This is a genomic window from Mycobacterium sp. NGS24 (genome assembly GCF_059813065.1).
The window spans coordinates 154,516-175,128 of record NZ_JCALDW010000003.1 but is presented as its reverse complement, the minus strand read 5'-3'; the positions used below and the strand labels follow the sequence as shown (position 1 = coordinate 175,128).

24 protein-coding genes and 1 pseudogene are annotated in these 20,613 nt (G+C 66.9%); 4 read left to right on the top strand and 21 right to left on the bottom strand.

Annotated features, from left to right (window positions below; all coding sequences use genetic code 11):
- Positions 1-2: 2 nt before the first annotated feature.
- Together AC5Y6Y_RS06285 and AC5Y6Y_RS06280 are read right to left on the bottom strand one after the other, a co-directional pair.
- Positions 3-2,360 (bottom strand): arylsulfatase, encoded by a 2,358-nt coding sequence (locus tag AC5Y6Y_RS06285; RefSeq protein ID WP_463825822.1) that lies wholly within the window; start codon positions 2,358-2,360, stop codon positions 3-5.
- Between the two features lie 111 nt (positions 2,361-2,471).
- Complete coding sequence (locus AC5Y6Y_RS06280) at positions 2,472-3,719, bottom strand: cytochrome P450 (RefSeq protein WP_473139320.1); 1,248 nt, start codon at positions 3,717-3,719, stop codon at positions 2,472-2,474.
- A gap of 31 nt (positions 3,720-3,750) precedes the next feature.
- On the opposite strand from AC5Y6Y_RS06280, the gene AC5Y6Y_RS06275 reads away from it, so the two are divergent.
- Positions 3,751-4,437 (top strand): class I SAM-dependent methyltransferase, encoded by a 687-nt coding sequence (locus AC5Y6Y_RS06275; RefSeq protein ID WP_473139321.1) that lies wholly within the window; start codon positions 3,751-3,753, stop codon positions 4,435-4,437.
- Positions 4,438-4,663: 226 nt separating this feature from the next.
- On the opposite strand, the gene AC5Y6Y_RS06270 is transcribed toward AC5Y6Y_RS06275, so the two are convergent.
- A complete protein-coding gene (locus AC5Y6Y_RS06270; RefSeq protein WP_473139322.1) occupies positions 4,664-6,016 on the bottom strand; it encodes an oxygenase MpaB family protein in 1,353 nt (450 codons plus the stop codon).
- 101 nt (positions 6,017-6,117) lie between these two features.
- Here AC5Y6Y_RS06270 and AC5Y6Y_RS06265 point away from each other — a divergent pair, with 101 nt between their 5' ends.
- Entirely contained in the window at positions 6,118-6,672 is a 555-nt protein-coding gene (locus tag AC5Y6Y_RS06265) for a TetR/AcrR family transcriptional regulator (RefSeq protein WP_473139498.1), read from the top strand.
- Between the two features lie 7 nt (positions 6,673-6,679).
- On the opposite strand, the gene rpsQ is transcribed toward AC5Y6Y_RS06265, so the two are convergent.
- Genes rpsQ through rpsJ form a run of 11 tightly spaced genes read right to left on the bottom strand, consistent with a single transcriptional unit; the run spans position 6,680 to position 12,171 of the window.
- On the bottom strand, positions 6,680-7,054 hold the full coding sequence (rpsQ, locus tag AC5Y6Y_RS06260) for a 30S ribosomal protein S17 (protein WP_463825815.1): 375 nt from the start codon (positions 7,052-7,054) through the stop codon (positions 6,680-6,682).
- Positions 7,051-7,287: a 50S ribosomal protein L29 gene (gene rpmC, locus AC5Y6Y_RS06255; RefSeq protein WP_463825814.1), complete on the bottom strand. Its 237-nt coding sequence runs from the start codon at positions 7,285-7,287 to the stop codon at positions 7,051-7,053. The genes rpsQ and rpmC overlap by 4 nt, the downstream gene beginning before the upstream one ends.
- Positions 7,287-7,703 (bottom strand): 50S ribosomal protein L16, encoded by a 417-nt coding sequence (gene rplP, locus AC5Y6Y_RS06250; protein ID WP_463825813.1) that lies wholly within the window; start codon positions 7,701-7,703, stop codon positions 7,287-7,289. Before rplP ends, rpmC begins: the two co-directional genes overlap by 1 nt.
- Before the next feature lie 3 nt (positions 7,704-7,706).
- The gene (rpsC, locus tag AC5Y6Y_RS06245) at positions 7,707-8,537 is read right to left on the bottom strand and encodes a 30S ribosomal protein S3 (RefSeq protein ID WP_463825812.1); all 831 of its coding nucleotides are present in this window, start codon (positions 8,535-8,537) and stop codon (positions 7,707-7,709) included.
- On the bottom strand, positions 8,537-9,070 hold the full coding sequence (gene rplV / locus AC5Y6Y_RS06240) for a 50S ribosomal protein L22 (protein WP_473139323.1): 534 nt from the start codon (positions 9,068-9,070) through the stop codon (positions 8,537-8,539). The genes rpsC and rplV overlap by 1 nt, the downstream gene beginning before the upstream one ends.
- Positions 9,067-9,348 (bottom strand): 30S ribosomal protein S19, encoded by a 282-nt coding sequence (gene rpsS / locus AC5Y6Y_RS06235; RefSeq protein ID WP_085258074.1) that lies wholly within the window; start codon positions 9,346-9,348, stop codon positions 9,067-9,069. The genes rplV and rpsS overlap by 4 nt, the downstream gene beginning before the upstream one ends.
- A 12-nt stretch (positions 9,349-9,360) precedes the next feature.
- Positions 9,361-10,203: a 50S ribosomal protein L2 gene (rplB, locus tag AC5Y6Y_RS06230; RefSeq protein ID WP_065159153.1), complete on the bottom strand. Its 843-nt coding sequence runs from the start codon at positions 10,201-10,203 to the stop codon at positions 9,361-9,363.
- Between the two features lie 29 nt (positions 10,204-10,232).
- Positions 10,233-10,535, bottom strand: a complete 303-nt coding sequence (gene rplW / locus AC5Y6Y_RS06225) for a 50S ribosomal protein L23 (RefSeq protein ID WP_463825809.1) — start codon at positions 10,533-10,535, stop codon at positions 10,233-10,235.
- Complete coding sequence (rplD, locus tag AC5Y6Y_RS06220) at positions 10,536-11,198, bottom strand: 50S ribosomal protein L4 (RefSeq protein ID WP_463825808.1); 663 nt, start codon at positions 11,196-11,198, stop codon at positions 10,536-10,538.
- On the bottom strand, positions 11,198-11,851 hold the full coding sequence (gene rplC / locus AC5Y6Y_RS06215; protein WP_473139324.1) for a 50S ribosomal protein L3: 654 nt from the start codon (positions 11,849-11,851) through the stop codon (positions 11,198-11,200). Before rplC ends, rplD begins: the two co-directional genes overlap by 1 nt.
- Before the next feature lie 14 nt (positions 11,852-11,865).
- Positions 11,866-12,171 carry a 30S ribosomal protein S10 gene (gene rpsJ / locus AC5Y6Y_RS06210; RefSeq protein WP_003873519.1) on the bottom strand — a complete coding sequence of 102 codons (306 nt, stop codon included), beginning with the start codon at positions 12,169-12,171 and terminating at the stop codon, positions 11,866-11,868.
- A 107-nt stretch (positions 12,172-12,278) separates the two neighbouring features.
- On the opposite strand from rpsJ, the pseudogene AC5Y6Y_RS06205 reads away from it, so the two are divergent.
- A pseudogene (locus tag AC5Y6Y_RS06205) lies at positions 12,279-12,467 on the top strand (hypothetical protein); the annotation flags it as partial.
- A 70-nt stretch (positions 12,468-12,537) separates the two neighbouring features.
- Here the strand turns inward: AC5Y6Y_RS06205 and AC5Y6Y_RS06200 are convergent.
- A complete protein-coding gene (locus tag AC5Y6Y_RS06200; RefSeq protein WP_473139325.1) occupies positions 12,538-13,188 on the bottom strand; it encodes a TetR/AcrR family transcriptional regulator in 651 nt (216 codons plus the stop codon).
- Positions 13,189-13,443: 255 nt separating this feature from the next.
- Here AC5Y6Y_RS06200 and AC5Y6Y_RS06195 point away from each other — a divergent pair, with 255 nt between their 5' ends.
- Positions 13,444-14,106 (top strand): PE family protein, encoded by a 663-nt coding sequence (locus AC5Y6Y_RS06195; protein WP_473139326.1) that lies wholly within the window; start codon positions 13,444-13,446, stop codon positions 14,104-14,106.
- A 7-nt stretch (positions 14,107-14,113) separates the two neighbouring features.
- On the opposite strand, the gene mftG is transcribed toward AC5Y6Y_RS06195, so the two are convergent.
- From mftG to mftB, 6 genes are all read right to left on the bottom strand, one after another.
- Positions 14,114-15,553, bottom strand: coding sequence for a mycofactocin dehydrogenase MftG (gene mftG / locus AC5Y6Y_RS06190; RefSeq protein WP_473139327.1), 1,440 nt, complete (start codon positions 15,551-15,553; stop codon positions 14,114-14,116).
- A gap of 8 nt (positions 15,554-15,561) precedes the next feature.
- On the bottom strand, positions 15,562-16,974 hold the full coding sequence (gene mftF, locus AC5Y6Y_RS06185) for a mycofactocin biosynthesis glycosyltransferase MftF (protein WP_473139328.1): 1,413 nt from the start codon (positions 16,972-16,974) through the stop codon (positions 15,562-15,564).
- A 49-nt stretch (positions 16,975-17,023) separates the two neighbouring features.
- Positions 17,024-17,722 carry a mycofactocin biosynthesis peptidyl-dipeptidase MftE gene (gene mftE, locus AC5Y6Y_RS06180; protein WP_473139499.1) on the bottom strand — a complete coding sequence of 233 codons (699 nt, stop codon included), beginning with the start codon at positions 17,720-17,722 and terminating at the stop codon, positions 17,024-17,026.
- A 223-nt stretch (positions 17,723-17,945) separates the two neighbouring features.
- On the bottom strand, positions 17,946-19,121 hold the full coding sequence (mftD, locus tag AC5Y6Y_RS06175; protein WP_473139329.1) for a pre-mycofactocin synthase MftD: 1,176 nt from the start codon (positions 19,119-19,121) through the stop codon (positions 17,946-17,948).
- 2 nt (positions 19,122-19,123) lie between these two features.
- Positions 19,124-20,305: a mycofactocin radical SAM maturase gene (gene mftC, locus AC5Y6Y_RS06170; RefSeq protein WP_473139330.1), complete on the bottom strand. Its 1,182-nt coding sequence runs from the start codon at positions 20,303-20,305 to the stop codon at positions 19,124-19,126.
- Positions 20,302-20,613, bottom strand: a complete 312-nt coding sequence (gene mftB / locus AC5Y6Y_RS06165; protein ID WP_473139331.1) for a mycofactocin biosynthesis chaperone MftB — start codon at positions 20,611-20,613, stop codon at positions 20,302-20,304. Before mftB ends, mftC begins: the two co-directional genes overlap by 4 nt.

Genomic DNA, 20,613 nt, shown 5'->3' with positions numbered 1-20,613 from the left:
ACTCAATCCCGCGAAAAGGCAAGGGCGATATCTTTTTCCACGTCTTCGTAAGGCCGGCCCGACAGGTCGACGGTGACCTGGGCGACGGTGGCACCGGTCAGGATGAACGGCGCCTTGTAGCGACTGGACACGCTCGAGCCACCATTGCGGCCCACCGTGAGGCCGGCGCCGGCCAACCCGAATGTGCCCGGATGGGACACCACTTCCGGCAACGTCCCGACCACGTGCTCATCGAAATAGAGCGTCACGTCGCCGATCGGAGTGTGACTGTTCGGGACGGTGCCGCTGCGTTCGTAACGAACACCGAACAGGTGCCGACCCAGCGGGATAGGGCCATTGGACGAGACCTCCTGCTGGCGCTCACCGAGAAAGTTGTAGACGTAATGCAGGCGCCCGTCCTGCAGGAACAGCACGTGCCCGCCGTGCGCGCTGCCCTGTTTGAACAGCACGCCTTCGGCTCCGGTGGTGTCCACGGTGACGTCGGCCAGCACCGCGAACGAACGGCCGCGAATCTCGGCGACCGAGCCGATGCCCACGTCGGCGCAGTTGGGGTAGTAGACGTAACTGTTGCGGTCGCCGCTCAGATAGGGCCGGAACCTGGTCAGCGTCTCGAGCATGTTCAGGTCGGCCAGCGGCAGCCCGTTGTACTTCTCCGCCTCGGCGAACCACAACGCCTTGAGTTCTTCGAGCTTCTCCGGGTGCTCGGCGGCCAGATCGTGGCACTGGCTGCGATCGGCGTCGAGGTGGAACAGCTCCCACTGGTCTCTGTCGAAGTGCGACCAACCCGCGGGCGAGGCGGCGTGGATGGTGTTGGCGAACCACCCTTCGTGCCAGATCCCCCGGGTGCCGAGCATGGTGTAGAACTGCGTCTTCTTGCCGGTGTCTGCCGCTGGATCATCAAGGGCGGCTTTGAAACTCACCCCGTCGAGGGGTTTCTGCGGAATGCCCTTGACGGTGTCCGGGGGCGTCATTCCCAAAAGTTCGTACACGGTCGGGGTGATGTCGCAGACGTTGATGTAGTTGTCGCGGACCGCACCGTGCGCGGCAATGCCGTTGGGCCAGGAGATGATCGCGGTGTCGGCGATACCGCCCTCGTGCGACGAGTAGCGCTTGAACAGCTTGTACGGCGTGTTGAAACCCATCGCCCAGCCGATCGGATAGTGGTTGTAGGTCTCCGGCCCGCCGAGGTGGTCGAACTGCTTCATGCTTTCTTCGACGGTGTCGATGTAGCCGTTGAAGAATTTGCCTTCGTTGACCGATCCGTTGGGACCGCCCTCACCGCTGGCGCCGTTGTCCGAGATCACCACGATGATGGTGTTGTCCAACTGGCCGGACTCGTCGAGATAGTCGAGGATCCGGCCGATCTGGGCGTCGGTGTAGCTCAGGAAGCCGGCGAACACCTCGGCCATCCGGGCGAACAGCTTCTTCTCGTCGTCGCTGAGCGAGTCCCAGGCCCGTACGGTGTCCTGCAACGGCCACGGCTCGCCGTTGGGTCCTTTGACGTCGATGTAGGGGTTCATCGGCGACAGTTCGGTGTCCGGGGGCACGATGCCCATCGCCTTCATTTTCTCCAGCGTGATGTCCCGGTAGGCCTCGTAGCCCATATCGAACACGCCTGTGTACTTGTCGGCCCACTCGGTGAACACGTGGTGCGGCGCATGGCCGGCGCCGGGGCAGACGTAGCTGAACCACGGCTTGTCGGGTGCGATCACCTTGGCGTCGCGGATGAATTGGATTGTCCTGTCGGCGATGTCCTTGGACAGGTGATAGCCCTCCTCGGGGGTACCGGGCGGATCAACCGGGTGGTTGTCGTACATCAGGTCGGGGTACCACTGGTCCGTTTCGCCACCCATGAAGCCATAGAAGCGTTCGAAGCCGCGCGAAGTCGGCCAGTGCCGCTTGGTCGCGGCCATGCTGGACTCCTCGAGCGGGGTCAGGTGCCATTTGCCCACGCAGTAGGTGTTGTAGCCGCGCTCGTTGAGAACCTCGGAGAGCAGGGCGGTGTCAGCCGGGATGCGGCCGTTGCAGTTCGGGAAGCCGTCGGTGAATTCTTCGATGGTGGCCATGCCGACGGTGGTGGCGTTGCGTCCGGTCAGTAGGGACGCCCGGGTCGGTGAGCACAGCGCGGTGGTGTGGAAATTCGAGAGGCGCACACCGCGCTCGGCGATGCGCGTCATCGCCGGCATCTCGACCAGCCCACCGAAGCAATCCCAGGTGGCGATGCCGATGTCATCCCACACCATGTACAGGATGTTCGGCGAGTTCTCCGGGGCGGTCGGCGCAGCGTACGGGCCCCAGTCCGGCTCCGAATCGCGGATGTCCAGCTCGATCTTGCCCCGAAACTCTGTCGACCCAGTCATAACCGTCGGCCTCACTCCCGTAGTGAACTCATTCGCCGGACATCGCGTGCGAGATTACACCGCGGTGACAGTAACCAGTGGACCGAAGAAAAGCCTGAGAGAAAGTACTTTTCAGCGGAATTCCACGACCAGGCTCTGCAGACCGTTGCGGCGGTTGCTGCGCGCCCACTCGACCGGGGCCACGATGTCCAGCCGTTCGAAGCGCGGCAACAGTTCCCCGAAAAACACCCGCAGCTCCAGCCGGGCCAGGTTGGCGCCCAAACAGTAGTGCACACCTTGACCGAAACCCAAGTGCGGGTTGGGTTTTCGGGTGATGTCGAACTCGTCCGGACGGTCGAACACGGCGGGGTCACGGTTGGCCGAGCCTTCCCACACCAACACTTTGTCCCCCGCCTGGACCGGCTGGCCCCCCACCGTGACGTCGCAGGTGGCGGTCCGCCGCTTCGACGGCGACGGCGTGGTCCACCGCACCATTTCCTCGATGGCCGTCGGCAGCAGGCCCGGGTCGGCACGCAACCGGCGCCACTGGTCGGGTCGGTCGGCCAGGGCGAGCAGGCCGACACTGGTGACGTTGCGGGTGGTGTCGGCGCCCGCGCTGAACAGTTGGTGGAAGAACAGGTACACCTCATCGTCGGACAGGAACGGGGCGCCGTCCACGGTGGCATTGGCGACGATGGACAGCATGTCGTCGGTGGGCTGCGTGCGTTTGCGGGCGATCAGTTCGCGGCCGTAGTCATCCCGGCGGGATTCCGGGTTCTTCCCGAAAACCGTTGATACGTAGTCTTTTCGGGAACCGCGAAATTCCAGCACCGTTTCCAGCTCGGCCAGCAGCCAGTGCCGGTCCACCTCGGGCACGCCGAGCAGGATGCAGATCGCCTGCAGGGGCAGTTCCGGGGCGATGTCGACCGCGAAGTCGAACGGCGCGCCCGGTTCGATCCGGTCGAGCAACCGGCGCGCCCGCCCGCGCAGGTCGTCCTCCACCCGGCCGATCATGCGCGGCCCCAGGCCGGAGCTGACCAATCGCCGGATGTCCGCGTGCCGTGGATCGTCCATCATGTTGATCACCTGGCCGGCGACCGGCATGTCCTGCAGCAGCGTGCCCCCGAACGGCCGCTTCCCACCGGTGACCGACGAGAAGGTGGTCGAATCACGAAGCACCGCAATGGTGTCGGTGTATCTGGCGACCGACCAGAAGCCTTCGCCGTCGGGGGTGTGTTCGGTGGGTTCGTGCCAGAACACCGGCGCCTGCTGGCGGTGGCGTCCGAACACCTGGTGCGGGAACCCGTCGGCGAAGGTCGTCGGATCCGTCAGATCGACGCCGAGCGGATTGCCAGCTGCACCCGCAGAGTAGGTTCGCATGTGTTCCGTTTCAGGCGGGAGGACGATACAAGTGGCGCAAGATCCGGGCGTGCAGCAGTCCGGTGCGGTGGCGGCCGACGGCACTGCAGTGGAAATCTACCGCCGCCTGCCGTCGCTGGGCGAGATCGAGTACATCCAATCGCAACTGGCGCCGCACAGTTCGGTGCTCGACCTGGGTGCGGGTACCGGACGCATTGCCGATCCGCTGGCCGAGCTCGGTCACCGGGTCACCGCCGTCGACGACTCACCGGACATGTTGGCCCACATCCGGCATGCGCGCACAAAACAAGCCCGCATCGAGGACCTGCGGCTCGATGAGCAATTCGACGTCGTCCTGGTGATCGGCAACATGGTCAACTACCCGGGTACGCAGCAGCGCAGGTCTGTGTTGGCCACCGTGGCCCGCCATCTGAAAGCCGACGGGCAGGCCATCATTCAGTGGGCGCCGGCGTCACTGCTTGGCGCCCGGCCGGCTGGCTGGTCGAAGTCGCTGACCCTGGACGGGGTGACGACCACCCTGACGATCCACTCCAACAGCGGCGGGATCAGTGCGGGCGAGTTCACGCTGGCCGCCGACGGCCGGGTTTGGCGCCAATCGCTGACGGCCGAGGAGATCTCTGCCGCCGCGATCCGGACCGAGCTGGATCGCGCCGGCCTGGAGTTGACGACGGCCGATCCCGACGACACGCGCTGGCTGCATGCAAAACGGCGCCGGTGACTCATGTCCGCGGCGCCGTTTGCTGGGGAAGATCATTCGCAGGCGTCGTCAGCCTTGTAGATCGGCATCGAGTAGACGACCTCGGTCTCGCAGAACAGAACGTCGTGGGCCATGGGAATCTCCTTTGGGTGCAGTGCGCTTCGTTGCTTCATAAATTAGCGCCGTGCCCCGGTGCAGGGATTCCACCGATCGTCGCTACCTTCGGGGGGTTTCCGGCGTCCCCCAATCAGTGGACAAGCGTTGTGGTCCCACCACGTGGTGCGGCTGAGATCGGTGTGTAATGCGCTGCGTCACTGGTGAATTCGGGTTTGCCGTAGGTAGCCAGCCGCAGTTTGAGCAACCCGATGATGTACTGGTCGACGAGCTCACGCAACGCCGGGACGCGGGCGAGGCGACTCACGACGAGATACCGTCCGGCAATGAACGGACCGGTGAGCGCGATGCGTGCGCGGTCCGCCAGTCCGATCGAGACGCCCATGGCGGCAGCGGCGGCGCGGTTGCCGTTGCAGAACGCCCGCACGAAGGACTCCTTGCTGTAACTCTTTTCCACCGCCTCAGCGGCGCGGTCGAACAGCGTGGTGCCCGGCCGCAGATAGGCATCCATCGTGGAGTCGACGAGTTCGCGGCAGACCGCGTCGAACCCGTCGCGCAGCAGCGCCGCGCGGGCGTGCATGACGTGCACGGTGTCACCGGGCGTGGTGGGCAGCAACTCCTCCGGCAGCCCGAGCAGGAAGCAGCGGTACCGGCCGAATTCGACGAGGGCGCGTTCCTCGTCGTTGAACTCCGTGCGGCCCTGTCGCAGCACCTGCTGGGAGGTCAGGTACTGGCCGATCATTCCGGCCGGCATCTGATCGACCTGCGGCACCGGTATGCCGTAGATGTCGACGTCCCATTTGCCGGACTTCTTCAGTGCGTTGTAGCGGACCATCGAGTGCATCAGCCGCACCATGGCGGCCGCCTCAAACCCTGGCCCGTAACGCTTCAACGCACCGGGCAGCGTGGTGACGGCGAAGAAGCTGGCCGTCTCGTTGACCCGACGCGCAGCACGGCGGCCGGAGAGCGCACCGGTCAGACCCATCGGCAGCGCGGCGTAGGTGTTGGTGAACGTCGCGATGAAGGCGCCCCGGGTGATGAAGTGGGCGATCAGCGCCGCCGAGATGCGTGCGGTCTGAGCACCTTCTTCCACCAGGTCGAGGTTGATCCAGTCCGGGGTGGCTTCCATGGCGGCGATGAACGCCGCGAGTTCTTCCGGCGCATCGGGTACCGCCTCGATGCCGTGGCGGCACGCCGTCTTGAGCATGTCGATCAGCGCGGCCACGCTGTAGCGACTCATCAGCGCCGCATACGGGTCGGCCACCACGTCCCCGAGCATGGTGGCCGTTTCCATCAGTTCCCGCACCCGGTCGTCGTGCAGGATCGACTCGCGGTCGCCGACCCAGTCCGGCAGCGACGACTTGTCACCGGGCTGCCCGGTCAAGCGGTAGGGGTGTGCGTCAAAGTCGATGTCGCCGTAGAGGTCTGGCTGTAACTCGCGCTGGCTTGCGACCCGTCGGGCGAGCTCCGGAAAATAGGTGACCATCAAGACCTCTCAATAACTAACACTTTGTGAGCAATAGTCACAAAGTGTTAGTTATGCTGTCAAGTGTGACCCACGCGACCAGGGACGCGCCCAAGCGGCGGATGACAGCCGAAGGTCGGCGCGAGCAGATCCTCGACATCACCCACGCGATCGCCGACGCCGAGGGATTTCACGCGGCGACGCCGAACCGGATCGCGCAGGCGGCCGGCATCAATCGATCGCTGATCTATCAGCAGTTCGGTGACCCGGCGGGCCTCTTTGTCGCGTTGATCGACCGGGAAGCGGCCCGGGCCGGCCAGCAGTTCTTCGGCGCGATCAGCGAGTTGGGCGAGCCCAGCGAACGGAATCAGACGCTGGTGCGCGCGCTCGACGGGGTGCTGGCCGCGGTGGACGCGAACCCGGCGACGTGGCGGTTATTCCTGTTTCCCCCGCAGGGCGCTCCGCCGCAGTTACACACCCGGCTGGCCCAATCTCAGGAGTTGGTCCGGGGATTCCTGACGGCGGAGTTGTTGCGCATCAATCCGGACGTGCACGATCCCGAATACACCGCCCGGATCCTCTACGCCGCCGGCCGGGAACTGCTGCAACTGCGCCTCAGCGATCCCGAGAACGCCACCCGCGAACGGCTGCGCGCGTTGCTGCGGAACCTGCGTTAGTGGCCGGCTACTTGGCCTTCTCGAGAATCTCCACCAGTCGCCAGCGCTTGGTCGCCGAGAGCGGACGCGTCTCCATCAACGAGACGCGGTCGCCGATGCCGGCAATGCTGTTCTCGTCGTGCGCCTTGACCTTCTTGGTGGTCCGAATGATCTTGCCGTACAACGGGTGCTTCACCCGGTCTTCGAGTTCGACGACGATGGTCTTCTGCATCTTGTCGCTCACCACGTAGCCGATGCGCGTCTTGCGACGTCCGCGCGGCTTCGGCGTAGCCGGAGTGTGCTTGGGGCCCTTCTCCTTTGGCGCCGCGTCCGTAGCTGCTTTCGAACTGGAAGCAGCCTTCTTGGGTGCCGCTTTCGCGGGAGTGTTAGCGTCTGCCATCACGATTCCTTATCGCCGTCGGGCCCGGAAGCCAGACCCAGTTCTCGTTCGCGCAGCACCGTGTAGACGCGCGCGATTTCGTGGCGCACCACGCGGAGCCGGCGGTTGTTGCTCAGCTGCCCGGTCGCCAACTGGAAGCGCAGGTTGAACAGCTCTTCCTTGGATTCCCGGATGCGCTCTTGTAGCTCTTCGTCGGTGAGCTCACGCAGTTCACCCGGCGAAATTCCCACTGCCATCAGAACTGATCCTCTCGGGTAACAATGCGTGCCTTGATCGGCAGCTTGTGAATCGCCCGGGTGAGCGCCGCACGCGCGATCTGCTCGTTCGGGTAGCTGAGCTCGAACAACACCCGGCCCGGCTTGACGTTGACCACCCACCACTCGGGCGAACCCTTACCCGAACCCATCCGGGTCTCGGCCGGCTTCTTGGTCAGCGGGCGGTCGGGGAAGATGTTGATCCACACCTTGCCGCCACGCTTGATGTGCCGGTTGATGGCGATACGCGCGGACTCGATCTGCCGGTTGGTGACGTAGGCGTGCTCGAGGGCCTGGATGCCGTAGTCACCGAAATTCACCGCGGTGCCGCCACTGGCGATACCGCGCTGGCGGGGGTGATGCTGCTTGCGGTGCTTGACCTTGCGGGGAATCAACATGATTCAGCTCTCCGTGCTCTGCGCTTCTGCTGGGGCCGCCGCTTCGGGGGCAACAGCAGTCTCTTCGCCACCGGCCGCACGGCCGGCGTCGGTGCCGGTCGCCGTCGTACCCGAGGCACCGCTGCGGCGCGGACGGGTGCCCGACGGCCGCTCCCGGCGCGGACGCTCCCCGCCCGCGGGGGCGGCGGCGGCCAATTCCCTTTTGCCGCCGACGATGTCGCCCTTATAGATCCACACCTTCACGCCGATCCGGCCGAACGTGGTCTTGGCCTCGTAGAGGCCGTAGTCGATGTCGGCCCGCAACGTGTGCAGCGGCACCCGGCCTTCGCGGTAGAACTCCGAGCGGCTCATCTCCGCACCGCCAAGGCGGCCCGAGCACTGCACCCGGATGCCCTTCACATTGGGCTGCCGCATCGCCGACTGGATGGCCTTACGCATCGCGCGACGGAACGCCACCCGGTTGCTCAACTGCTCGGCGACGCCCTGGGCCACCAATTGTGCCTGCGACTCAGGGTTTTTCACCTCGAGGATGTTGAGCTGCACCTGCTTTTTGGTCAGCTTTTCCAGGTCGGCGCGGATCCGGTCGGCCTCAGTACCCCGCCGGCCGATCACGATGCCCGGCCGGGCGGTGTGGATGTCCACCCGTACCCGGTCGCGGGTGCGCTCGATCTCCACGTCGGCGATGCCGGCGCGCTCCAGGCCGGTCGACAGCAGGCGCCGGATCGCGACGTCCTCCTTGACGTACTCGGCGTACTGCTTGTCGGCGTACCAGCGCGACTTCCAGTCGGTGGTGATGCCCAGGCGGAAGCCGTGCGGATTGATCTTCTGGCCCACTAGTCTGAGCCTCCCTTCGCGTCAGCAGCCTCAGCGGTTTTCGCGGGTGCCTTCTTGGCAGGTGCCTTCTTGGCGGGCGCCTTCTTCGCGGCCGAGGCGGGCCCGGCCTTCGCGGCGGCCTTGCTGCCTTCGGCGCGACGGGTCCGCGACGACTTCGACGACCGCTCGTCGCGGCTGGGCCGGCTTTCCACGATCACCGTGATGTGGCTGGTACGCCGGCGGATCCGGAACGCGCGTCCCTGCGCCCGGGGGCGGATGCGCTTGGCGGTCGGGCCCTCGTCGGCATACACCGTGGCCACCACCAGGGTGGCCGGGTCCAGTCCGTTGTTGTTCTGCGCGTTGGCCGCGGCACTGGCGATCACCTTGGCCACCGGCTCGCTGGCGGCCTGCGGCGCCCAGCGCAGGATGTCGAGCGCGTCGGTCACCGACCGCCCGCGCACCAGGTCGATGACCCGGCGCGCCTTTCGCGGCGACACCCGCACGAACCGCGCCTTGGCGGTCGCCGACGGATATTCGGTAGTGGTGGTACTCATCGCCTCTTGCTCTTCCGGTCGTCCTTGATGTGCCCCTTGAAGGTGCGGGTGGGAGCGAATTCACCGAGCTTGTGGCCCACCATCGATTCGGTGACGAACACCGGGACGTGCTTGCGGCCGTCGTGCACCGCGAAGGTGTGCCCGATGAAGTCGGGAATGATGGTCGAGCGGCGCGACCAGGTCTTGATGACCTGCTTGCTGTTCTTCTCGTTCTGCACGTCGACCTTCTTGAGCAGATGGTCGTCGACGAACGGGCCCTTCTTGAGGCTGCGTGGCATGGTTGGTTACTCCTACCGGCCGTGCTTCTTGCCGGTGCGCCGGCGTCGGACAATGAGCTTGTTGCTTGCTTTGTTCGGGTTGCGGGTACGGCCCTCGGGCTTGCCCCACGGGCTCACCGGGTGCCGACCACCCGAGGTCTTACCCTCACCACCGCCGTGCGGGTGGTCGACCGGGTTCATCACCACACCACGGACGGACGGGCGCTTGCCCTTCCACCGCATCCGACCGGCCTTGCCCCAGTTGATGTTTGCCTGTTCGGCGTTGCCGACCTCACCAACGGTTGCGCGGCAGCGCACGTCGACGCGGCGGATCTCACCACTGGGCATCCGCAGCGAGGCGTAGGTGGCTTCCTTACCGAGCAGCTGGATGCTCGACCCGGCCGAGCGCGCGAGCTTGGCGCCACCGCCGGGGCGCAGCTCCACCGCGTGCACCAGGGTGCCGGCGGGTATGTTGCGCAGCGGCAGGTTGTTGCCGGGCTTGATGTCGGCGTTGGCCCCCGACTCGACGATGTCACCCTGCGAAAGACCGTTCGGCGCAATGATGTAACGCTTTTCGCCGTCCAGGAAATGGAGCAGGGCGATGCGGGCGGTGCGGTTCGGGTCGTACTCGATATGCGCGACCTTGGCGTTCACCCCGTCCTTGTCGTTGCGGCGGAAGTCGATCACCCGGTAGGCACGCTTGTGGCCACCGCCCTTGTGGCGGGTGGTGATCCGGCCGTGCGCGTTACGACCACCGCGACCGTGCAACGGGCGAACCAGCGACTTCTCCGGCGTCGTCCGAGTGATCTCGGCGAAGTCGGACACGCTGGCACCGCGGCGACCCGGTGTCGTCGGCTTGTACTTGCGAATTGCCATGTCTGATCAGCTCTCTCTCGCGCGCGGCGCTAGGCCGGTGCTCCGAACAGGTCGATCGGCTTGCTGCCCGGTGCCAGGGTCACGATGGCGCGCTTGGTGCTCTTGCGCTTGCCGTAACCGGTCCGGGTGCGCTTGCGCTTGCCCTGCCGATTCGCGGTGTTCACCGATACGACCTTGACGGCAAAGATCTTCTCGACAGCGATCTTGATCTGCGTCTTGTTCGAGTCGGGGTGCACCACGAAGGTGTACACATTGTCGTCGAGCAGTCCGTAGGACTTCTCCGAGATGACCGGCGCCAAAATGATGTCGCGGGGGTCAGCGATGGTCGCCATCTACGCCGTTACCTCCTCGGAAGTTGCCTTATGACCGGTGTTGGCCGCGATGTAGGCGTTCAACGCCTCGACGCTGAACACCACGTCGTCGGCTCGCAGCACGTCGTAGGTATTGAGTTGGTCCGACGGCAAGATGTGCACGCCGGGCAGGTTGCGCACGCTCTTCGCGCCGGCCTCGTCGCTGCGGCCGATGACCACCAGCACCTGCTTGCGGTCGGTCAGCGTGCCCAGAAAAGCCTTGGCGCTCTTGGTGGATGGGGTCTGCCCCGACACCAACTCGGTCACCGCGTGGATGCGCCCGTTGCGCGCCCGGTCCGACAGCGCCCCGCGCAAAGCGGCGGCGATCATCTTCTTGGGCGTGCGCTGGCTGTAGTCGCGCGGCTGGGGACCGTGCACCACGCCACCGCCGGTGAACTGCGGGGCACGGGTCGAACCCTGCCGCGCGCGACCGGTGCCCTTTTGCCGGTAGGGCTTGCGGCCACCACCGCTGACGTCGCCCCGGGTCTTCGTCGCGTGCGTACCCTGCCGTGCCGCCGCCCGTTGGGCGGTCACCACCTGGTGCATCAACGCGATGTTGGCCGGTGCGTCGAACAGCTCGGCCGGCAGCTCGATGGTGCCGTCGGTGTCACCCGCCGGCGTCTTCACGTCGAGTTTGAGCGCCATTACTTCTCACCTCGTTTGATCGCAGTGCGGACCACGACGAGTCCACCGGTGCGGCCGGGAACCGCGCCCTTGATCAACAGCACACCGTTCGCGGCATCGACCTTGTGCACCACCAGGTTCTGCACGGTGACGCGGTCGCTACCCATCCGCCCGGCCATCCGGGTGCCTTTGAACACCCTTGCCGGAGTGGCACATCCGCCGATCGATCCCGGGCGCCGGTGCACCGCCTGGGCGCCGTGGCTGGCGCCCTGACCACGGAAACCGTGCCGCTTCATGGTGCCGGCGAAGCCCTTGCCCTTGGAGGTGCCGGTCACGTCGACATAGGCGCCGTCAGCGAAGATCTCCGCCGTCAGCTCCTGACCGACCTGATACTCGGCCGCCGCCTCCGGATCGTCGAGCCGCAACTCGGCCAGGTGCCGGCGCGGGTTGACACCCGCCGCGGCGTACTGGCCGGTGACCGGCTTGTTGACCTTGCGCGGACTGATCTCCCCGTAGGCCAACTGCACGGCGCTGTACCCGTCCTGCTCGGGGGTACGGATGCGGGTCACCACGTTCGGACCGGCCTTGACGACCGTCACGGGCACGACTCTGTTGTTCTCATCGAATACCTGCGTCATGCCCAGCTTGGTACCCAGAATGCCTTTTCTCGCCATTGGTCGCCGATCTCCTACTGGATGTTGACGTCGACACTGGCCGGCAGATCGATGCGCATGAGTGCGTCAACGGTCTTCGGCGTCGGGTCGAGGATGTCGATCAACCGTTTGTGTGTGCGCATCTCGAAGTGCTCCCGCGAGTCCTTGTACTTGTGCGGTGAGCGGATGACGCAGTACACATTCTTCTCGGTCGGCAGCGGCACCGGTCCGACGACGCTGGCTCCGGTACGTACGACGGTTTCGACGATCTTGCGCGCCGACGCGTCGATAGCCTCATGGTCGTAGGCCTTGAGCCTGATGCGGATCTTCTGTCCCGCCACGCTTCTCCTACCTCTTCTTCCACCCAGTGCCACCCGACGCGCGAGAACGACGCCCCTCGGGGGCCGCTCTAGCGTTGCGCCGGATACTGCGCCGCTGTTTACCTGTCGTGGTCCAGCCGCTCCCCCGCGCCCGGATGTGTCACCCGCACGCAGCCTTGTAGGCGACCGAAATTGTCGCGCTCCAAGGTTGGGACCGGACGCGCCCTGGTGGGCGCTGGTCGTATGCCCGGCCAGGCGCAAACCTGGCGCTGGGCAACCTGAACAGTATGCCTGAAGATCAGCGCTCGGCCAAATCTTGCGACGTCGTGCCGACTGCGGCCGCAGATTCCTCGCCGGCAACGGCCCTAGCTGGGCTTATAGGGCGGGTCAGGCACCTGCCGATCGGGTGTCCGCCGCGTCGGCGCGTGCCTGGGCGCGCTGCACGTACAGGAAGCCGTCGACGGCCGCCTGCACGGTTTCGCGGTAGTCGAAATCCGGCAGGGTGGATAACCGCCCTATGGCCACCGGTCCGATCAGCAGGGCAATCGCGCGGGACCGGTCGACCTCGCCCAGTTCGGCCACCGCCTCGGGGCTGCCGAAGATGACGTCGAACGGTGCCGCGTATTGCTGGGCGATGCGCTCGCGCAAGGTGGCCATCGCGTTCGGCGTGCCGCTGCCGTCGCCGGGCCCGGGCAACTCCTGCAGATCCGATCCCAGCGCCAGCCACGCTGTCGCGGTCAGTACCGCGGGGGCTTCGGCGATCAACTCGGCCTGCGCCAGCAAGAGCGCCACCAGCCGGTCCCGCAGCGGGCCGTCTTCGGGCGGTGTCGGCGCGGCGGGGATGAGGCTGCTGAAAGTTGCTGCCAGTAAATCGTTTCCGCTCGGGAAGTGGCGGTACAACGTGGCTCGGGCCACGTTGGCGGCTCGGGTGACCGCGTCGATGGTCACCGCACTGGGACCTCCGGAGCGCAGCAGCGCGGCGGCGGCTTCCAGCAAACGGGCCCTGGACCGCGCCGGGCGAGGATCTGTGTCACTCACCTGCTCGATTGTGATGCACCTCCGGGTTCGAGTACAACATTCGCCGGCTATGGCCGAGACCCTGAAACCTGCCCTCGGCTGTCATCGTCGCGAGTCGGCGGTCCTGGCCGGTCCCCGGGCTCCCGGGCTGCGGTGGGTCCGGAACGCATTCCGCCAAAACGGCACGCGCGACCGGCGCTGCTGGTTACCATCTGTTCGGGGGCAAGGTTCGTCGGCGGGCAGCGGACTCTATCTAGGCCAACTGAGGGAACCGGAATGTCGTATGTGATCGCAGCGCCGCAGTACGTTGCCGCGGCGGCAACGGATTTGGCGAACATCGGATCGGCGATCAGTGATGCCGGCTCGGCAGCCGTGGGTCCCACGACAGGGGTACTGGCGCCCGCGGGCGCCGACGCCGTGTCGGCGCAGATCGCGGCATTGTTCGGCGCGCATGCCGAGGCATTCCAGGCGATCAGCGCCCAGGCGAACCAATTTCACAACCAATTCGTGCAACTCATGAGTATGGGCGCGCAGCAGTACGGAATCAGCGAGGCCGCGAACAACTCCAGCTTCGAGGCCGAGGCGGCAGTGCCCCAGCAGACGCTCGGGCGTGCAGCGCTGAGCCACAGCGCTGCGGTGGCGCCCGCTGCCGCACAAGCGGTGGCCATCAGTGGACCGTTGGGGCCGGGGGGCCCTGCGACAACATCGGCTGTGCCGGTGGGTTCGTCGGGGTCGGCAGTAGCGGCGAGATCGGTGGGGTCGGTGACACGTCAGCCGATCTCGCCGCTACGGACCGTCCCGGACGAAGTGGTGGAAGTGGACGCGCCCGCAGCATCGGCGTTGCCCGCACCGCTGGCGGCCCGGGCGGCGGCGGCCGCGCAACCTGCACCGGTGGCACGTGTGGTGATGTCCGAGGAGCCGGCGGCGAGCCACGGCTGACCGCTTGTCAGGCCACGAATTCGGCCGCGCGGTGAGCCAACATCACGATGGTGGCGTGCGGTCCGCGACTGGGCACCACCGGCAGCACCGAACCATCGATCACCCAGAGGTTGTCCAAACCCTTTACCCGACAACGGTTGTCGACGACAGCGTGCGGATCATCATCGATACCCATCGGGATGCTGCCGCACAGATGCTGCGACGTTGACCACACGGCTTGGCCGAGATGCGTTGATGTGCAGAGCAATTCGCGTGCCAGCGTCGTGCCGTCCCGCAGTTGCGCCAGGTCGGCCGGCTCGCTGTCGTAACGATGCTCGATCCGGGGCGGGACCGAGGGATCGGCCGACACCACCGTCACGCGGCCGCGCGCCCGTGGCCGCATGAGCGCCACCCCGACGTGCGGCCAGTCGCGGTGACCGGCGCTGCCGTCACCGGTCATGGCCACGAAACCACCTGTGTAAGGCCGTATCTCGATACCGTCGGCGGTGCTCAGCACCACCTCCAGCACCGGACGGTCCACCGCCACATCCCAACTCGTCGGCATCACCTGTTCCGGGTGGTCGCTGCATCGCTGTCCGACCGGCAGCGCCTCCCGCACCGCTATACCGGCCGCCCGCAGCACCGACTCGGCACCGATGCCAGACAGCATCAGCAGCTGTGCCGATCGTATTGCCCCGGCGCACAACACGATTCGTTCTGCGCTGAAGGTGACAGGGCCGTCGGGACCGATCGTGTCCACCCCGGTCGCCGACCCGCCGGCAAACCGCAACCGCAGCGCCCGCGTCTGTGCCAGCAGGGTGAGGTTCGGGCGATGCAGTGCGGGTATCAGGAAGGCGGCGCCCGACCCGGTTCGCACCCCGTCGACGATATTGAGCGGCACCGCCCCCACCCCCGCCACCGGGAGCGGTCCGACGTCGTTGAGGTCGGTCAACCAGGGAAACCCGGCGCGCCGGGTGGCGGCGACAAAGGTTTCGGAGGCCCCGGTGAACTCCGCGGTGCGCCGGACCGGGATGGGCCCATTGTCGCCGTGCCCGGGAGTTTGGTAATCCAGGTCGGTCTCGATGGCCCGGAAGTGTTCGAGTACGTCGGGCCACCCCCAGCCGGGTAGGCCGAGGCTGTCGAAGTCGTCGGGGAGCCCGCGGCAGAAGTAGCCGCCGTTGACCGCACCGGAGCCGCCGACGGTCGTCCCCCGCACGATCGGCAGCTGCCGGACCGGGTGGTCGGTGAGGTTGGCCAGGTAGCGCTCGGCCAACGGACTGCCCGTGCCGATGGGCAACTGCAGCCCGTTGCGGGTGCGGGCCAGCAGATCCGGGTCGACCAGTCCGGGGCCGGCCTCCAATACCCGCACCGTGCAGCGGGAATCCGCGGAAAGGCGTTCGGCGACAACCGAACCGGCGCTTCCGGCGCCCACGACCAAGATGTCGCTGTGCCGGGCGGCTGCGGACAAGGCGGGCGTTACGTCCGAATCTGCGGCTTGAGTGCGCCGATGTTGCGTTCGCGCAGCACGCCGTACCACAGCCCGATGCCGTAGGCCAGATCGTCGACCCGCTTGAGCAGCAGGTAGGTCAGCAGCCCGATCGGCTCGGCGTCGTCGTCGACGGCGTCGCGGCGGCGAAGCCAGTCCGTCACACCGTCGACGACCGCCGCCACCAGCACGACCCGCCGGAAGTGCCGGGACAGGATCGCCGCGAACAGCGCCAGCGGCCAGTAGTGCCGACAGAGCGCCGACGCCAGTTGCAGCGCCGCCGACCACAGGCCCCGGGTGGCGACCACGACCACGTCCCACATCGTGGTCTCGGCGCTGCGCATGACCCGCGCGATGCGCCGGCCCGTCAATACGGCGATGGCCACGGACGCCAGCTGGGCCAGGCCGCTGCCGAGCGACATCAGGATCCAGGCGATCAATGCCCACCCCGAGATGACCACCGGCGCGGTCTTGTCGGGGTGGCGCACCGACAGCGGAGCCGCCGACCCGCCGTAGAAAGCCTTGCGCGCTATCCAGACCCGGAGCTCGGTCCGATGGTCGTGCGCAACCCGCGCGATCGGCTCGTAGCGCAGCCGGGCACCGGCTTCCACCAGGCGCCAGCACAAGTCGACGTCCTCACCGGAGTGCATGGTCTCGTCGAAGCCGCCCACTTCCCGGATCGCCGAGGTCCGGCAGACGATCGCGGCGCTGGGCACGTAGGACACCGTGCTGTGCGGCAGTACCGGCGCCTCACGCAAACCCAGGTCCAGCGACGAATGCACCGCTTCGTAGCGGCTTATCACATTCTCGGTCGGCGTCAGGCCGACGATGCGGGGCGCGACCAGTGCGACAGTCGGGTCACAGAAGTGACCGAGCAGAGCTTCCAGCCAGCCGCGGCGCGGTGCCACGTCGGAATCCAGGAACGCGACGAAATCGGTAGAACACGCGGCCAGCCCGGTGTTGCGGGCGGCCGCCGGGCCTCTGCTGCGGACGTGATGCAGCACTTCGACGTCACAGTGGGCACCGGTGAAATCTTCCAGTTCGACCGGGCGGGAGGAACCGTCGTCCACCACGATCACCCGCAGCCCGCGCAACGACGCCACCAGTCGGCGGAGACCGGATACGTTGTCGCGCACCGGGATAACGACCGTGACATCGCGGTGCGACGGTCCCGTGGCCGGGCGCGGGTGGGCCACCGTGGCGTCGAGCAGGGTGCGGGCCAGCTGGGCGCTGAGCTCGTCGCTGACCTTCAGGCGACCGTCGGAGAGCATGCTCTGGGCGGCCGGCGCCAGCCGCAGCAACCGGGTCGGCGACCCGCCCAGCAGCGCCTTGCCGTCGCCGAGCACCCGCACACGACGATCGACCTGTACCGCAAACCCGTCCGGCAGGCGGGTCTGCGTCATGTGCGCCGCTCCTCGGCATCGCCGCACCTCTGCACCGTCGCCGGCGCCGTCATGTCAGCATCCCGTCGCCCGCAGGCAGCCACCGGGCAATTCGACGCACCCCATCGTCGACCATTTCAGCAAAGATCCTTTTCCCCTCGACCGCCGTGGCAGTTGTCGGATCACCCAGCACGCCGATCTGGCTCACCGCCGCGACCCCGCCGCGGCGCATCGCGGGCAGCAACTCACGCAACGGCGCCTCGTTGCCGGCGAGCATCGCGTCGGTACGCACCTCGTCCGGCGAAATGAGCAGTAACACCGACGTTTCGGTATGCCCGGCATGCGCGTCACCACCGGCTGTCACGCACGGGCACCAACCGACGTCGCGACCTTCGGATCGCAGCACGCTGGTCGCCCGGCCCAGCGCCGGCACATTGCCGCCGTGCCCGTTGACGAAGACCACGCGCCCGGCCCAGCAGGTTGCCGAGCGGCCGAACTCCACCAGCAGGGTGGTCAAGGCCTCGGTGCCGATCGAGATCGTGCCGGCGAAGTCCTGGTGCTCGCCGCTGGCGCCGTAGGCGATCGCGGGCGCCACCAGCCAGTCCACCCGCTCGGCGATCGCACGGGCGACGGCCGTCGCGATCCGGGTGTCGGTATCCAATGGCAGGTGCGGCCCGTGCTGCTCGGTGGATCCGAGCGGGACCATTATTGACGGCGGGGCGGATATCGAGAGTTGCTTCGACGTTGCACTCCCCACCTCGCCGAGCATTGGCACTCGCCGATGGTAGGCCGAATTAACCTGTCGTGCACCAATTGTTGCACTACCTATTCAAATTTTTTCTGTCCACATTGATCCAGTACGCGAATTCGATGCTCGTTCGCCACGACTGCCCCGCCCGTACCATGTTTGCCGGATTCGTCATTTAAAGCCCTTTCGGCGCAACCACATTTGTGGTAACCGCAGAGCGCCACCCGAATCGGGGGGGCACCGCTCAGCCCACGCCCAACGTCCGGGTGAAGCCGTCCGGAACCAGGATGTCGTCGGCACTGAGCTCGTGCACGGACGAGTGCCCGAGGCCCATCAACGCCGAGTCGATGCCGCCGCGCAGGATGTCGAGGACGTTCTCCACGCCGGGTTGGCCTGCTGCGGCCAGCCCCCACAGGTAAGCCCGCCCGATCATCACCGCGCGGGCGCCCATCGCCACCGCTTTCACGACATCGCTGCCGCGGCGGATTCCCCCGTCGAACAGCACTTCGACCTGGTCGCCGACGGCGGCCGCGACAGCGGGCAGGGCACGGATCGACGCGGGCGTGCCATCCAGGTTGTTGCCCCCGTGGTTGGACACCGAGATCGCCGAAACACCGGCGTCGACAGCCCTTTTGGCGTCGTCGACGCGCATCACGCCTTTGAGCATGAACGGTCCGCCCCACAGATCGCGCAGCCAGGCGATGTCTTCCCAGGTCGGCGGCGGCGTCCCCATCCACTCGCCGTAGGCGTTGAAGAACGGCGGGCCGGGCTCGCCGCGGCGGCCCTGGTTGGGCACCCGCAGGTCCGGCGGCCGCAGCGTCTTGCCGAACTTCCACAACCACCGCGGCTTGGTGATCGCCTCCGGCGACATCCGCAGCATGGTCTTGAGGTTCATCGCCTCGGGGATCTTGGGGCTGCCCCAATCCCGGCCGTGGGAGAACGTCCAGTCGGTGGTGACGATCAGGCCGACGGCACCGGCCTGTCGGGCCCGCTCGACGCGCGCGGCGATCGCGTCCCGGTCGCCGAGCCAGTAGATCTGGAAGAAGATCTTCGGGTTCGCCGCCACGACCTCCTCGATCGGCTTGCTGGCGAACGACGACAAACCCATTGCCGTGCCGCGAGCGGCCGCCGCCCGGGCCACGGCCACCTCCCCCTCGGGGTCGACCGCCTGCACGCCGGTGGGGGAAATGAGGACCGGCAGGGAAATGTCCTGGCCCATAACAGTGGTCGCGAGGTCGCGTTTCTCGCTGGCCCCGACGACGTGCGGGGCAAAACCGAGTTCGCTGAACGCCGCGACATTGTCGGCGACAGTGACGCCTTTTTCGCTGGCCGAAATCAAAGACGAATAGACCGATTTCGGTAGCCGCCGCTTGGCACGCTGTTGGGCAATGGCAACAGTTTCAAACCATTGGTCTGCCATGGCTATACGGGACTTTCGTTGCAGATCCGGCTCGGTGGCCGCATCGAGAGCGTGAGCGGCACCGGGGTGCTGATGCGGCGACCGCGGGAGTGATCGACGCGCGGCCGGGGCGTCTCGCGTTCGGTCGCCAGCGCCGGTGCGCCGTAACCCTGGACGCATTCGGGGTCGGGCCCGTCCAGCGGTAGGCCGGTGAAGAATTTGGCGGCCATACAGCCGCCCCGGCAGCTGTCGTAGTGTCCGCAGCTGCCGCAGGCTCCCGCGGACTGCGGCTCGCGCAATTCGCGGAACAGCGGCGCGTTCTTCCAGACATTGTCAAAGCCGCCGTCGGACAGCACGTTGCCGGCCAGGAAGCGGTCGTGGATGGCGAACGGGCAGGCGTAGACGTCCCCGACCGGGTCGATCAGGCACACCACCCGTCCGGCGCCACACATGTTGAGCCCGGCCAGCGCACCGGCGGAGCCCAGCGGGGCCAGGTGGAAGAACGAGTCACCGGTGAGCACCCGCTCACCCTTGGCGACCAACCAGTCGTACAGCTGGACCTGCTGCTCGGCGGTGGGGTGCAGCTCCTCCCAGACATCGGCGCCGCGACCTGAGGGGCGCAACCGGGTGATCCGCAGCGTGGCGCCGTAACGGCTTGCCAGCGCGGCGAATTCGTCGAGCTGACCGACGTTGTGGCGGGTGACCACCACCGAGATCTTCGCATCCCGGAAGCCGGCGTCGGCCAGGTTCTGCAAGGCACGCACCGCCATGTCGAACGAGCCGGCGCCGCGCACGGCGTCATTGACCTCGGCGGTCGCGCCGTCCAGCGAGATCTGCACATCGACGTAATCGCTGGCGGCCAGCCGCGCAGCCACCTCGGGACTGATGCGCACACCGTTGGTGGAGAACTTGACCCCGACGTGGTGTGCGGTCGCATAATCCACCAGTTCCCAAAAGTCCGGGCGCACAGTGGGTTCGCCGCCACCGATGTTCACGTAGAACACCTGCATGCGTTCCAGCTCGTCGATGATGTCCTGGCACTGGCGGGTGGACAACTCCCGGGGGTCGCGTTTGCCCGACGATGACAGGCAGTGCACGCACGCCAGGTTGCAGGCGTAGGTCAGCTCCCAGGTCAGACAGATCGGCGCATCCAGTCCGTGCTCGAACTGCTCGATGAGCCGGGGCACCTTGGCCGGTGCGGTCATTCGTCCTCCTGCGGCAGCAACATCGTGGAATCGGCCAACACGCGCAGCGCGTGTAGATACGGGCCCTGGTCGGCGTCGTCGACGCCCGCGGCCTGTAATGCCGAGCGCACGTCGGGATGCTCGGCCAGTGACCGCACCACCGTCAGAATGGTGCGGTTTTTCAGGAACGAGAGCTTGCGGGTGCCGAAGTGATACAGCAGCGCGCCAAAGGGTTCCGGCCGAACGGCCACCTGCGGGTGCAGACGCCAGCCGCGGCCGGGGTCGAACGCGGCTGCGTCGAGCTGCCCGGCGTGCGCGGGCACCGCCAC